At 62.1% G+C, this 14,793-nt stretch carries 7 protein-coding genes; 1 reads left to right on the top strand and 6 read right to left on the bottom strand.

Annotated elements, in window-relative coordinates:
* Window positions 1-217 precede the first annotated feature (217 nt).
* Both EKO19_RS21685 and EKO19_RS21680 read right to left on the bottom strand, forming a co-directional pair.
* Window positions 218-2,809, bottom strand: a complete 2,592-nt coding sequence (locus EKO19_RS21685; RefSeq protein ID WP_175597151.1) for an Ig domain-containing protein — start codon at window positions 2,807-2,809, stop codon at window positions 218-220.
* Window positions 2,810-3,040: 231 nt separating this feature from the next.
* Window positions 3,041-3,715: a hypothetical protein gene (locus EKO19_RS21680; RefSeq protein WP_129778591.1), complete on the bottom strand. Its 675-nt coding sequence runs from the start codon at window positions 3,713-3,715 to the stop codon at window positions 3,041-3,043.
* 30 nt (window positions 3,716-3,745) lie between these two features.
* Here EKO19_RS21680 and EKO19_RS21675 point away from each other — a divergent pair, with 30 nt between their 5' ends.
* Entirely contained in the window at window positions 3,746-5,608 is a 1,863-nt protein-coding gene (locus tag EKO19_RS21675) for a choice-of-anchor tandem repeat GloVer-containing protein (RefSeq protein WP_129778590.1), read from the top strand.
* 453 nt (window positions 5,609-6,061) lie between these two features.
* Here EKO19_RS21675 and EKO19_RS21670 read toward each other — a convergent pair whose 3' ends face one another.
* Genes EKO19_RS21670 through EKO19_RS21655 form a run of 4 tightly spaced genes read right to left on the bottom strand, consistent with a single transcriptional unit; the run spans window position 6,062 to window position 14,766 of the window.
* Complete coding sequence (locus EKO19_RS21670) at window positions 6,062-7,069, bottom strand: hypothetical protein (protein ID WP_129778589.1); 1,008 nt, start codon at window positions 7,067-7,069, stop codon at window positions 6,062-6,064.
* A complete protein-coding gene (locus tag EKO19_RS21665; protein ID WP_129778588.1) occupies window positions 7,066-9,165 on the bottom strand; it encodes an O-linked N-acetylglucosamine transferase, SPINDLY family protein in 2,100 nt (699 codons plus the stop codon). The genes EKO19_RS21670 and EKO19_RS21665 overlap by 4 nt, the downstream gene beginning before the upstream one ends.
* Window positions 9,166-9,195: 30 nt before the next feature.
* Entirely contained in the window at window positions 9,196-12,969 is a 3,774-nt protein-coding gene (locus tag EKO19_RS21660) for a two-partner secretion domain-containing protein (RefSeq protein ID WP_129778587.1), read from the bottom strand.
* Window positions 12,970-12,993: 24 nt separating this feature from the next.
* The gene (locus EKO19_RS21655) at window positions 12,994-14,766 is read right to left on the bottom strand and encodes a ShlB/FhaC/HecB family hemolysin secretion/activation protein (protein WP_129778586.1); all 1,773 of its coding nucleotides are present in this window, start codon (window positions 14,764-14,766) and stop codon (window positions 12,994-12,996) included.
* Window positions 14,767-14,793 lie beyond the last annotated feature (27 nt).

Below are 14,793 nucleotides of genomic sequence, written 5' to 3'. Positions count from 1 at the left end.
CGCGAAATCCCTCTCTCGATTTGTACCGGATCGACTCCGCCCTGGCAGCTGAGTCGAGCAGCGGCATCGATCCCCTTCGAAGAGCGGAATTGACCCGAATGTTCATCCGTCGATGGCTGCCACCCTGAATTGCCGAGCCCGTAACGACGGGCTCGGAGACACGGCCGACTCGCCACCTTTGCGTCCGGCACGTAACCTTTGGCCTGCCTCGGGCGCTTCACTCAAAATGAATGGGACGTCGAATCATGTCCTTACGCAGGGACCCCGCGGGCGGCTCACGCATGTATACCAGGTAGCAGTCCTGGCCGGATCGAGTGCTGGAGTCGCCAACGATGAATGCGTAGCTCGCTGTGTAAGGGTCCGTCTCGGTGAAGAGCGTCACCGGAGCTTTCCAGTGCAATCCATCGGGACTGAATGCAGCCAGTATCTGCTTCTTCTTACCGAACCACATCCACGTCCTGATGAACTGTCTAAGATAGTAGTTGTAGGTGATCCCCCCGCCCGTGCCATTGTTGGCGTACGCATCCTTCATGCCGGGTGCGATATCCAGAGGAAGCAATGGCTGCGTCGGATCGACGTGCTGGCTGAACGCTTCGTTGTAATATCCATACCAGGTGCCGGGCAGCGCGTGCGGGTCCGTTGAAATGAATGCCTTGTCGCCGTTATACCCAAGCCAACGCTGATTGACCGGGTCCCAGATCCCGCCAATCCCAATTCCCCCGAACGGCTGTGCTTTTGGCGGCTTGGGCTCGCCAACGACCTCGCCATAGTTGGTCCAATTGAAACCGTCGTCCCACGAAATCCACAGGCCCGACGAGTTCCATTGACCGGATCCGCCATCGAGGAAGTGGTGGTCTTCACCATGAACGAACGCGACGAGCGCACCGTCAGGCGTGCGCGTGGCGGTAAGCATCCAGTTGCCAGCGGAGTCCCAATCACGGCTGACGCCGGGAGTGACTGTCACGTTGACCGACTCGTTGCCCGGCGGAGGTTGCATCGAATCGAGGTCGGTCCCTGAGTATCGCATCACCGAAGCGTCGCCCCAGAAAGCGAGATACTGCGTGCCGTCGCGGTTGGGAAGAAATGGAAACGTGGAGTCATTGATGCCGTACGCGTATTTCTTGATTCCGTTGATCGGAACTCTGGTAGCGGCCCCCACGGTGAACTTTGGCGCCCAAGGAGCCTTTACGGAAAACTCGATCGTCGCATTGGCCGACCCGGCGCTATTGCTGCCCGTCACCGTATAGGTGCTCTGGGAGACTTCAACCGCAGGTCGACCGCTGATGATTCCTGTTGCAGGGTCAAGCATGAGGCCCTCCGGCAACTCCGGCGAGACTTCATAGAGCGTGATCATCCCGCCGTTGTTTTTGGGAATGTTCGGTGTGATCGGACCAAACTGGGCATAGGTAGTCGTTACATCGCCGTAGGAGAGGTCCGAGGGCGGCTGAGCCTCCTCGGCAACCCCGATCGACAGACTGACGGAAGTCGAACCCGCACCGTTGCTGGCGGTCACCACATATGAACCCATGGGCACCGTCACCATCGGGGTGCCCGTGATCACCCCGCTGGTCGGGTCCAGCGCGAGCCCAGTTGGTAGTGCTGGCGACACACTGTAATCCGTGGCCACACCGCCGGTGTAGAAGGGAATATTTGCAGCGATCACCTGATTGGAGGTGTACGCAGCGGTCGTCGTCGCATAGGCTAAATTACTCGGCGGCTGTAGCTGCTCGGCGACCTCCATGACGAGACTGATCTGCACGGAGCCTGCGGCATTGCCGGCGGTCACGGCGTAAGTCTGCCGCTTGGACATCACCGTGGGCGTTCCGCTAATGACGCCGCTTGTGGGATTCAATACAAGTCCGAGCGGTAAGTAAGGCGAGATGCTGTAGTTCGTCGCAATTCCGCCGGCGGTGTCGGGGAGATTGGGCGTGATCGCCTGGTTCCGAGCATAGACAACGGGCTGGTTGGCGTAGACCAGCTTGGTGGGCGGGCTCAACCGTTCGCCGACGCCAATGATCAGGATTGTTTGGGCAACGCCGGCGCGGTTGCTGGCGGTCACCGTAAAGATCCCTGTGCTTGCAGTGTCAACCGGCGTGCCGCTGATCGCGCCGCTTACCGGATCCAGCACAAGCCCGGCAGGCAATACGGGCGATATGCTGAAACTGCTGACGGGACCGCCGGCGACAGTTGCTTCGTTCGCCTTGATCGGCTGCCCACGCACATAGACGACTGCACGGTTGGTGTAGCTCAAGTTCACTGGCGGCTTCAGTTGCGGACCGACGTCAATTTCCAGCTGCGTCTGCGTCGCACCGGCGCTGTTGCTTGCAGTCACGGTGTAGCTCAGCGGGCTTGCGACGACCGTCGGCACACCGCTGATGACTCCGTTAACCGGATCGAGGGCGAGCCCGGCCGGTAGCGCAGGAATCACGCTGTAATACGTGACGCCCCCACCGGCACTGGTGGGAGTGTTCGGCGAGATCTCCGTGTTCACGGTGTACGACGCAACCGGGTCCGCGTAGCGCAGATCAGTCGGCGCCGTTGGTTGTTCCGTTACCTCGATACTGAAGGTGGCCTGTGCCGATCCTGCGTCGTTGCTGCCGGTGACCGCGTATAAGTGCTGCGCCGAGACAGCGGCAGGGGTGCCACTGATCACGCCGGTGCTCGGATCGAGGTTCAGACCCGCCGGCAATTCTGGAGATACGGTGTAGACGCTGATGGCGCCCCCCGAGCTGACCGGCACATTGTCGGCAATGGCGTAGCCGAGCGCATATGTCGCACTCTGGTAGGTGAGACTGGCTGGAGGCGCCACGAGAGTGGAAGCGGGTGGCTCAGGCTGGAGAGGTATGGACCGGGTGTCTTCTCCCCCTCTACAAGCCGTAAGAACAAGCAGCGCCAACGCAGCGGCTATTCCACCAATACGTTTGAAACCGATTCGAGTCATTTTCGTTGCAGCCACCGGATTTACACGAAACGTACGTGACACCGGGCAACGATTAGTTCCGTTCGACCAGCGCCAAGCCGGTTGAACGGCAAGTTGTTATTACGACCGCGAAGCGATGATTTGTTCGAAGGACGGATCGGCCCGGCACGCGGCGCCCATGCCCTGAGCAAATCCCCACATTGCATCCACAGCAGCCTGACCGCGCAGGTCGTGCATGGCATCGACGATGCCATCCATCAGCAGAGATTTTTCCATTGCATCGGGCAGATGCTCGAGCCGCATCGCGAGCCTGCCGAGCACTTGGCCCTGAACGGATTCGTCGAGGTTCTTGATGTTCGCCAGCGCCTCGCGCCAGTTCGTGGCGGCTGGAACTCGATGTACGTCCAACAGCGCTTGCAGCGTGCCGTGCTCGGCGTGCGGCAGAGCATCGATCGTCGACTGCAATTTCGTCATCTGGCCCTGACCCAGCAGGCTTGCGAGTTGGCTCGGATCGACTCCGCCTCGGGTAGCTGCGTCTAACAGCGCGTCGATCTTCAGCGATCCCGCCTGGCTCTCCGGTGTGGCCGGCTCCGATAGCGGCGCAGCTCCGGTCACGTTAGGTGCACCGGCAGATGCTGCATTGATGGGCATGGTCGAGTCTCCGATGTGAGCTAGCGAGTTGCACGCTCTGTAACTGAAGCTCGCCACGAAGTTCCCGCTGATTGTTCCCACCCGGCGCCTCTCCCCGTCCCACCCGTTCGGCGGATTTGTGGTGACGGGCCGCCCGCGGATCATTTCATCTGCGTCATGGTAGGAAGCAACCAAATGAAAGTATCTCTCAGCTGGCTCGGCGTCATTTTGATCACCGCGAATCTCGCAGCGTGCGGCGGCGATGGCGGTCGCATAAACAATAGCGGCAACATCGACAACAACGACGGCGGTTCCACAGACAATGGCAGTGGCGGCACCGGCAACGTCGACAACAACGACGGCGGTTCCGCAGACAATGGCAGTGGCGACACTGGAGACAACGGCGGCAACCACGACACGCCTCCTCCGAATTTCTCCATCGGCGGCACGGTCGCCGGCCTGCCCGACGGCGGGCAACTTTCTATTCTCGACAACGGCGCGAGTACGCAGACGATCTCTGCAAACGGACCTTTCACCCTGAGTGCGAGCGTGCCCACCGGCACTTCGTACAGCATCTCTCTTGATACACAACCCCCGGGCTATCAGTGCGCGGTCACTCAGGGCTCAGGAACGGTGGCAGCGAGCAACATCACCGATGTCACGATCGCCTGCACGCAGATCACTGCGACCGTCGGCGGCTCGATCGACGGCCTGACCGCCACCGGGTTGGTCCTCGCAAACGGCAGCGACACACTGAATGTGCCCGCCAACGCGACGACCTTCACGATGCCGACGGCTGTCGCCAGCGGCACTGCCTACAACATCGTCGTTCGCAGCAGCCCCACAGGGTCGCGCTGCACGGTGAACAACGGCTCAGGAACGGGCGGCGACACGCCGGCAAGCAACTCGAAAGTCTCATGTGAGCCGGCGACCGGCTCGGAGCTCTATGCTTTCGGAGGTCCGCCGGGCGCATCGTACCCGGCCGGAGCTCTGGTCCAGGGTCCGGACGGCAATCTCTACGGAGCCAGCGAGGACGGTGGCGAGAATGATCTGGGCACCGTATTCATGATCACGCCCGACGGCACGCAGACCGTGCTCTATTCATTCAGCGGCGACTCCGACGGCGAACATCCGGATGGCGGTCTCACTCTCGGCCGCGACGGCAACTTTTACGGAACGACGAGCGGTGGCGGCGACTGGTGGGGAGGCACCGCTTTCAGGATCACGCCAACCGGCACGAAAACCGTGATCTGGTCGTTCGGTGGCTACTACAAGACCGTGATCTCGTCCTACAACACCGTGAACTCGTCGTTCGGTGCCGACTACAGTGACGGCAGTGAACCCTACGGCAAGCTGCTGCAGGCGAGCGACGGCAACTTCTACGGAGTGACTTCTCTGGGCGGCGATAATGGTATGGGCACGATCTTCCGCCTCACTCCATCCGGAACCGAAACGGTCCTGCACGTCTTCGACTACTACACCGGCAACCGAGGCGCGATTGCAGGCGGCGGGCTGATCGAGGGCAAAGATGGCGCGCTCTACGGGGTCATCAGCCAGCAACCCACGGGTCCTGGGGACGGGACGATCTTCAGGATGGCGCTCGACGGCAGGGTGACGACGCTGTGGACATTCGAAGATGCCGATGGCATCTATCCGATCGGCCAGCTTCTGCAGGCCAGCGATGGCAATTTCTATGGAGTAACCCAGCAGGGCGGCGCCGCTGATCAGGGAACCATCTACAAATTGACTCCCGACGGTGGCTTCTCGGTACTGTACTCGTTCGACCGTGGAACGGGTCAGCAGCCGTCGGCCGGGCTCATCGAGGGCAGTGACGGCAACCTCTACGGAATGACGAAGACGGCCTCGGCTCCCGGCCAAGGCACACTTTTTCGAATTACGCCCACAGGCACGTACACCACGCTGTACTCATTCACGGAGACATCCGAATACAGCGGCGAGCCCTACGACACCCTCTTCAAGGGTGCCGACGGCGCGCTGTATGGCATCTCGCCTACCGGTGGCGCGAACGGCGTCGGCAGTGTGATTCAGCTCAAGTAACGAAGCACAGTGATGAACGAGCCTCTCTCGGTACACAGCCGCCGGATGGATGCGCAATCCGTCCGGCTCTCGCACGGTAGCAGCAAGCAACGTCATTGATGAGGCGGTTGCCTGCAGGCAGATCAGCCGTATCGAATAACGGACAGGCCGTCGCTGCGCCCTTAGCCTGAGCAGCTTGCTCAACCGGTCCCGCTTGCTGGCAAGCTCGAGGGCGAGATTCGTAGCGCGATCGGGGAAGTCGTGATGAGCTTGGTCAGTCCCGCTGCTTGCAGCAGATTGGCCGCGACGCGCGAGGCGAACGCCCCTCCAGCCAATAAATGGACATTCGTGTGGGAAGCGATGGGCTCATGTCGCCCGACACGGTGCGCCGGAGCAAGATTTATCTCCATGCTTACAGCGGATCGGTTCTCGCGGCAGCCTGTCTGGACGCCGTGTACACAAGTATCAGAAGGCTCAACGAGCCGCCGGCCAGTCCGATGTGCCCCATGCTTCGAGGATATCTTCGGCCGCGGGACCCATGACATCCTTCTGCAGAATGAATCGGTCGCCAAAGATCAATGCTCCGGCCTTGTGTTCGAAGTCCACCTTGGTCAGGAGCGTCAACGCCTGCTTCTGTGCCTCTGCCAGGGCATCACCCCGCGGCAGTGTTTGTAGTTCGGCATAGACCACGCGGTCTTCGTACGCCGGTTCACGCAGCAGCCATTGGAAAAAGAGCTTCAGGGCATATTGGTCCCGGGCCTGGTGAACGCCCAGCACGACGACGCGCAGCTCGCTCCACTTCTCATCAGGGAACTCGGTGCGCCACGCATTGACCTGTGTCCGGAACTGCACGAGCTGTTCGTTCGCGCCCACACGAAGATTGGCGCTGATCAGTTCTTTGAGCGGTTGGGCGTAAGACTGAAAGTCAGCCTCCGTCGCTGAACCCTTTGCCAAGGTCGCAACGACGAACTGCCGCGTCTGCATAAGGATGGATACCAACCGATCCCGCGTCTCGATGGGTATATCCAAGGCGTAGACATCGCCAGCAGCGCCCTCGAGAACGGTTACGTAGTCCTTCAGCTTCTGCTTCGTGCTGTCCGTCAGGGAGCCGAACCCGTTGCTGGAGAGGATGGAGAATACGGTCAGGGGCGGATGCGAAGAGTGAGCCATCAGCATATAGGCGCGTGAATTCATCGGAAAGCGGGCTGTTGTCCCGTCCGACCGCCATAGCGTCATGTTCAGCAGATCTTGCGTGATGATGGGCGCGCTCGCACGAAGACGTTCTGAATGTGCCTCGACCGCCTCGTCGTATTCCGCTCGAAAGGCATCACGCAGATTCCCAATGCTCGCGGGCAGCGGTGAGGTTAGCTGGATCGACTCGACAGGCTTGCGTGGGATGGGAGTCGTGCAAGCGGAGACGAAACCGAGCAGAACGGTTCCAACGATTGCGCAGCCGTGCGTACGAGAACGCGGTGCTTTCATGGGAGCTCCTGGCCGGCCGTGGGGCACGACGCGAAGTTCCGACGCCACATCGTCAGGTATGCGGATTCCAGGTCATGCGTGAACTGCGCCGTATCGAATAACGGGCATGCCATCCGCTGCCCGCTCAGACGTTGTCGCAACTTGCTCAGACGATCTCGCTTCGTGGCAAGCTCCAAGGCGAGAGATTCATAGCGCGACCGGGAATGCGTCACGAGTTCGGGCAATCCCGCTGCGAGCAGCAGGCTGGTCGCAACCCGCGAGGCGAATGTCTCTCCTGCCAACGTCAGCACGGGCAACCCCGCCCATAGTGCATCGCTTGCCGTCGTATGCGCGTTATAGGGCCAGGTATCGAGAAAGAGATCCGCAAGGCGATGTCTCGCCAGATGCTCGGATGCCGGCTGGCGAGGCGCAAAGATCAGGCGCTGCGGATCGACGTCGTAATTTCCCGCATGAAAACAGAAGTGCTGCGTGGCCGTGGGATTTTCATCCAGCAACCACAACACGCTGTCCGGCACGTGTCGCAACAGCCACATCCACACTTCGAAGACTTCAGGCGTGATCTTCGCGGGATTGTTGAAACAGCAGAAAACAAAAGCATCTTCGGGCAGACCCAGCGCAGCGCGTGTCGGCGTCGTCGCGTTGGTCTGTCGTCGCGAGTCGTTCGGCTGATAGCAGTGCGGCAGCCGAATCAATGTTTCTGAATAGTCGGCCTCATGCGCCGCCGGAACCACCACGCCATCGGCGATCAGGTAATCGAAAGCCGGCGAACCCGAGGTGCCCGGGAAACCCAGCCATGCCACCTGGATCGGTGCGGCGCGCTCGACGAAGATGCCGCTGCGGCTACACCGCGTGTAGCCTCCCAGGTCGATGGCAATATCGATCCCGAGCTGCCTCGAGATCTCTGCGGCCCGGGTATCGCTGCAACCGTCCAGGTCGATGAAATGATCGAAGCTCGCACGCAACCGGGCACGCATGGAATCTTCCACTGGGGCGCCGAGCGCGAATCCGATGACTTCGAACCGGCTGCGGTCGTGGTGATCGATGGTGCCGGCGACGAGCTGAGCCGTCGGATGCTCGTGGAAATCCGCCGAGAAATATCCGATGCGGAGTCGCGCATCGGGGTTGGCTGCACGCAGCGCTCGCGGCCCAGGCAGCCGCGGCTGCAAGCTCTGTGAATGCAATTCGGCACAGCGACGCAGTTGTCGACGATTCAGCGGCAGAAGCAACGAAATAAACGGCTCGCACACCCGGCGTCCGGCGTCGATCCCCGCGGCGATCTCATCTCGCAACTCGTCGAGCCCATGCCAGTCCGCTATTCGCAGCTGTGTGTGAATCAGCCAGCCGGGCAGATAAGGCAGCGTGGGATCGATCGCATGGGCTCGGCGATAGCTCGCGGCAGCGGCGGAATGTTGTCCCAGTTCGGCAAGCAAATGTCCGCGGTTCACGAGCAGCGCTGCATCGTCAGGCCGCAGCAGGAGTGCATGCTCGCACGCGCCGAGCGCCTCCGAAGTACGCCCTACTTCTCGCAACAGAGCGCTGTATCTGGCAAACAGATCTGCGTTATCCGGCAGCAACGGCAACGCCTGCTGACAGGCGACAAGCGCTTCCCGCGAACGACCGAGCGCTTGTAGCGCGCTCGTGCGGTTATACAGGGAGACGCCGTGCTGTGGATCGAGCGCGAGCGCCCGATCCACAGCCTCCAATGCAGCCGCTGCTTGTCCCTGATCCATTAAAACGGCTGCGCGGTTGCTCAGGGCTCCTATATGACTCGGATCTAGTGCAACCGCGCGATCCAAGGCCTCCAGGGCCTCGGCCTCGCGTCCCAGCTCACGCAACGCTGCACCTCGATGAGCGTGGACAGCAGCGTTCGATCTGTCCTCGCCGATCGCAAGATCGAACCACGAAAGTGCTTCTGCGGGATGGCCTCGCTGCAGCTCCGCCACACCCAGCAGGTGTAGCGCATCGAAGCAGCGTGGCTGGCGCTGGAGCACTTCCTCATAAACGGCCATCGCCGCGACGGTCTGCCCGGCACGATGAAAGCCGATCGCGACGTTCAGCAGCGAAAGCGCCCAGCTGTCCTGTCTCGCATGCGCCATTGCTGCATCTCGTGCGCGACCGAGCGCGACTCACTCGTGAACCGAAGATGAGTGCGGGTCCGCAGTCGAAGCAACATTGGTCTGCTCCACGGCGCGCTCCCGAGTCACTTCGATCTCGACACGACGCAACTGCGGATACACGATCTGAGCCTTCGCGACGGGCGTGCGTGCGAACTCGAGCTCACGCTCGATCTCGGGCGTGCGCTGGCGTGCATCGGTGTTATCCGAATTGAACTCGGCAACTGCGTATTCCGCGAGCGGCTCGCCCTCGACCTCCTGCGACCGGCCCTTGGTATCGCTCGACACCAGGGTGTGCAATTCGCTGCCCGCTTCGGGCTGAACCGAATCCGGAACACAGTTTTCGCCATGTTCAGCACACACCTTACGCAGCTGCGCCAGCGCCGCCGACGCGCGTCGATAGGAAAGATCGTCGTTGCCTTCGAAACCATACCGAGGGACACGCGGACCTTCCGGCGACGTAAACCCGCGCACTCGCTGCACTTCGAAACCGTCACCGAGCGCCTGGAGCAGTGAGCTCAGTTCCGAAGCACTGCGTGCTTCATCGATAGTCGCGGACCGGTACGGGAAGTAGACGTAGTACGTTCGAGTGTCGGTCACGATCTGCTTCACCGGCTCCACCGCCGCCACCGGCGGAGGTGCCATCGGCAGGGCCAACGGGCTCATTTCCAGATCCACGTTGGCGGGACGCACGTCATGTCGTCCACTGATGGAATTTCGAAACGGTTGCTGAGGGTCCGATACCGAGCGCGGCTCGTGCGGTACCTCCAATACCGGTGGTGCAGTGATCGTCACCGTCGGAGTGCTCAGATCGGTGAGCACATAGTTGCGCGCATCGACACCGCTCAATCCCAGCGGGCCGTCGGTCGTCACATGCTTGTCGATGCCGGCGTCCGGATCCGCCATCGTGCCCACGAGGTTGCCGGGCGCCAGGCCGACGGTGTCACCTTCCAGCACGCCGCTCAGCGTCGCAGCGTCGATGTTGAGTGCCACGGTACTGGTCCCGTCATAAGCTCGATCGATCGCATCTACGCCGTTGCTGTAGACGGGCCGCGGGATGATCTCTGAGATCGCGTTGCCCGGACCTTCCGGGCCCACCTCACCCGCCGGCCGGGTGAAAGATTCATAGAGCAGCCCGTAAACCGTGGAACCATTATCCGCGTAGGTCGCCACCACGTTGTTGGTTGCGTCCACCGTGTAGCGCTTGTTGGTGCCGGCCGTCGGGTCGTCGAACGCGCCGTCGGTCACCACTCGGTAGTGGCTCAGGCCGGTCGCACCATGGGCGTCCTGCTGCAGCCAGGCGTCGGCCTGGTTGCCGGTCTGCACGAAATCGAACGCGGTCGTGCGATCGTAGATCCATGAGATCGGCGGTCGATCCGCATTCGGCGCATCGATGGTGCCGCGACGATTCGTATAGTAGCCGTTGCCCGTGGTCGGATCGGCACCGACCCAGCCATTGAGCACGGTGTAGTTCACATTGGCGATGTCGTCGGCGCTGAAGCCGATGGCGCCAATGACATCCCGGGTGAAATCGCTGGAGCGAATGATGAAGCGGCTGCCGGGCTGCACGTTCACATGCGCGTCGGCGCTGTTGTCGAAGCCGGCGCTCGAAAACTCCACGAGGGATTGGCGACTCGCGTCCGTGGAGCTGATATCCGCTCCGAGGATGAAGAGTCCGCCCGCGACGATATTGATGTCATCACGCGCCACGCCGCCAGCATCGAGATCGTTGACGTCCCGCAGGCGCAAGCTGCCGTCGATATCGAAGCGCACCGGGCCGATGAACTCGTTGTCAGGATCGTCCAGCGCGGCATCTCCAGCCGTCGTCACATCGAATTCGCCGCCGATGGTCATGCTTCTGGACTGCACGACCCGCTCGCCGACGTTCAGCGTGTACGCATCGCCGATGGTCGCGCCGGTCCTGAGCGGCGAGCCGTCCGGCGTAAAGTCCACGTCGACGCTTGCGGTATAAGCGGTAACGTCGAGCGTTGCCATGGTATTGCCGGCCTGCGTCAACGATACGATTCCCTGGGTCGCGCGGGTCAACACGTCGGACGAGTCGATCGAGCCTGCATCCTGGTGGATCGAGCCGGGGATCAGGGCATCGTCCGGCACACGCATCGTCAGCGACGGCACCGTGACGTCGGCGGCCAGGCCGATATCGGTGCTGGTCAACGCCACCGAGCGCAAGCTCTGCACCGGGGCATTGACGCGGATCGAGTCGCTGAAGAGCCGTTGGGTATCGATGTTCAACGATGCATTGTTCAGGGTCACTGGAGCGTTGATGAATGCATGCGGAGTGTTGATCGTCAGCGTGGAGTCGGCGCCGCCGGGGGCAACCGAGAGCGGCGCGCTCACCGTCACGCTATAGCCGGCCTGCAGCGTGACATCTGTTGTTGCAAGAAGGGAAGCAACGTTCGATGCCGTGATCGAGCTCTCGGCGTAAAGGTAGTCATCCTCCAGGAGTGTCGTGCCCAGCAAATCGTCGCCGGTGGGCCCCACGCCATCGACGTTCGCCGTCTCGCCGATATCGATGTCTTCCGGATCGAGCAGTAGGGTTCCCCGCTTCCCGGCCGGCGCCTGTGTGTCCACGGCACCGGTAAACAAAAGCGTACGTTTTCCGGAAACCTCCACGCTGCCACCGTCGCCGCCGGAGGCTCCACCGCGAGCAGCAATGTTTCCTGCATACGAGGTGACGTCGTCAGACCACACGACGACATCGCCGCCATTGCCGCGATCTCTCGCGCTGGCGTCGATCCGTGCACCTTCTTCAACCACCGTGACCCGTGCGTTGGGCTCACTGCCCTGCCCCTGGAACGCTCCACCCACGAGTACGCGGCCGCCGTTCGTGCCGGCGGCATCGATCTGCGCAGTGTTTTGCAGAAGCACGCGATCGCCGAGTACCTTCACGGTCCCGCCGTTCGTTCCTTCACCACTCGCATCGAGCTGACCGCCGACACTCACGAGGCCGCTCGCCCCGCCGGAGAGTACGATCTCGCCGTCGTGTCCCTCGATGCTGCGAGCACGCACGATGCCGTCGATCTGCAGCACGTGGCTCGCAGCCGCGTTGACGGCCGCCGCTTGCAGATTGATCCGACCGCCATCGGCGGTGAGCACACCACTATTGACGAGCTGTGCGCCCACCGCCTCGGCCGAAACATCGATCGATACGACGCCGGCGCCTGTCGGGTCGACAGTGACTGCGCCGGCCGCGGCGAGCGCAAGCGTGCCGCCAGGCGCATTGATGGAGCCTGCATTGTTGACGTTCGGTCCAGCCAGCACTACGTGTCCACCTGGAGCCGCGTTGATCGTGCCTTCGTTGCTCACGGTGCCCGCGCCCTGCGCACCGCTGAGCTTCAGGCCTCCAGTCTCCATGAACTCTTTCGCATCCGCCTGCAACGTCGTCGCAACCAGGCTGCCGACGTTCACCTGCGCGCCCTTCGCAAAGAGCACGCCGTTCGGGTTTTGAATGTAGACACGACCGTTGGCGGAGAGATTGCCGAGAATGCGGCTGGGATCTCCACCGACGACACGATTCAACGCCACGGCATCCGCCGAGGGCTGCGCGAACCGGACGGTATTGTCGCTGCCGATCGAGAAGCTCTGCCAGTCGGCGATCATTCGCTGGCTGCTTTGATTGACGGTCAGCGTGTCGCCGCTGATGGCGATGCTGCCCTGACCTTGCACGATCGCGCCGCCGGCGGGCAGCACTGGGGGCGCAGCCTGCGCCAGGACACACTTGCAGGCCAACGCCAGCGGCGTCAGTGCGAAAACTTTCTTGTTCATCGGAAGCGGTTCCTCATCGGAAAATCAGAAGGCCATGCTGGCTTGCACGAACAGGCGCGCGCTGCGATCGTCGGTCTGGGCCGGCTCGTTGCCGCGCCAGGCGACGAAGCCGCGAATGGAAAGGCCCATGTCGCTGCCGTAGTCGAGGCCGATGCCGTGCGAATGAATGTCACGAGTATTGTCGGGATCGGTTGGCAGGGGCTCGTCGTGCAGCCGGCCAAAGCCGTAATCGCCGAACAGCGAAGCACTCCAGCGGCCGTCCAGTGCGAAACCGAGCAGCCTGCGGTATTCCCACGTCAACGTGATTGCTTGATCGCTGGGCGAGTCGGTCGCGGGATAGCCCCGCACCGCGCTCATTCCACCGAGCGTGAACTTCTCGGAGCTGTCGAGATTGCGGCTCGGCAACTGCGCCTGAGTCGCCAGCAACAATGAATCCCTCGACGTGATCGTCTGCAACCGGGATAGCGCAACCGAATAGAGGGTGTATCGCCCGGCCGTTCGGTAGCTCTGTGCGTCGAATGCCGCATCGGCCGCGTCATCGAAGCCGAGCTTGCCGCTCGCGACGCTGAACGAGTAGTTGTTGAGACCTCGGTAGCTGTCGCGCACCTGGCCCGCGAGGCCGATGCTGCCGTAACCATCCACGCTCTTGTGGCTGTCGATGCCAAGCGCCCGCACTTCATCCTCGAAGCGACGTTCGCCGAGACTGGCCTGCAGATAAAGATTGTGATCCTGCGAGCGAATCAGCGGCTGCTGCAATTGCAGGGCAAACCAGTAAGCATTGCCCCGTGCGTCGAGCGGCTCGAACTGCGGCGTGCCCAGCTCGTAGTCCAACCAGCCGGCGACGGGACCGATGCGCGTACCGAGGCCGTTGACGGGCACGAGCCACGAGCCTTGTATATAACGAGTGCCGGTCGACGCCTGCGCTTGCAATGAAGCGACGTCGCCGCGGCCGGCCAGATCGAACACGTCGAGATTCGCGTAGAAGCGATCGCGACCGGTGTACACCGAGCCGCCGTTGTCGTACTCGAATTCGGTGGCGTAACGGCGCCCGCGATTGATGTCGATTGCCAGGTCCGCTATGCCGGGTTCATCACCGGGCTTGAGCACCGAGTGCACGGCGATGCCGCGCAGATCGCCCAATCGCAATAACGCGCCATCGATCAAGTCCCGCTCGATCGGTGGATTGCCACGCAGCGGTTCGACAGTGCTGTCGACCAGGGAGCGAGAAATGTTTGCGTCCGGCTGCACGTCGATGCTCACCTCGCCGAGCCGGCCTTCGAACACCTGCAGCTCGACGACGCCGTCGACCATTCGCTGCGCGGGAACGATGACTTGCGCAAGGAAGCGGCCACGATGGCGCAGCTCGGTTTCGACGGCCTTCGCCGCTGCTTCCAGATCGGCGAGGGTCTTGCCGGCGCCGACGAACGGCGCAAGCAGCGGCTGCAACGATTGCGCGTCCGCCGCCGACTCTCCCTTGAGCTGATATTGGCGAACGTCGATCTTCGGTCCACCCGCTGCCGTGGTCTGTTCCGCTTTCGGAATGATCAGATTCGGCGCACCAAGATCCTGCGAGGACGCGGCAGGCTGTGCCTGGATCTCGCGCAGCACTGAACCCGCGGTGGGCGCTGGCAGCGGAATCGATTGAGCCCAAGTCACCGAGCTCAGGCCACAGACAGCAGGCACCATTACCAAGTAGCGCACTGCGCGGCGCAAGCGAATGGAACGATTCAGCAACGTCGTCTCCTGGATGTTTGTTCGCGGAATCGCGCGCTGGCGTGCGCCGTGCGATCTACGCATGGGTAACAACTCGCGGCGTTGAGTTCC

Source organism: Peristeroidobacter soli (assembly GCF_004138485.1).
GTDB lineage: Bacteria > Pseudomonadota > Gammaproteobacteria > Steroidobacterales > Steroidobacteraceae > Steroidobacter > Steroidobacter soli.
Note: the sequence above shows the minus strand (reverse complement) of the source record. Positions and strands in the feature narration are given on the sequence as shown.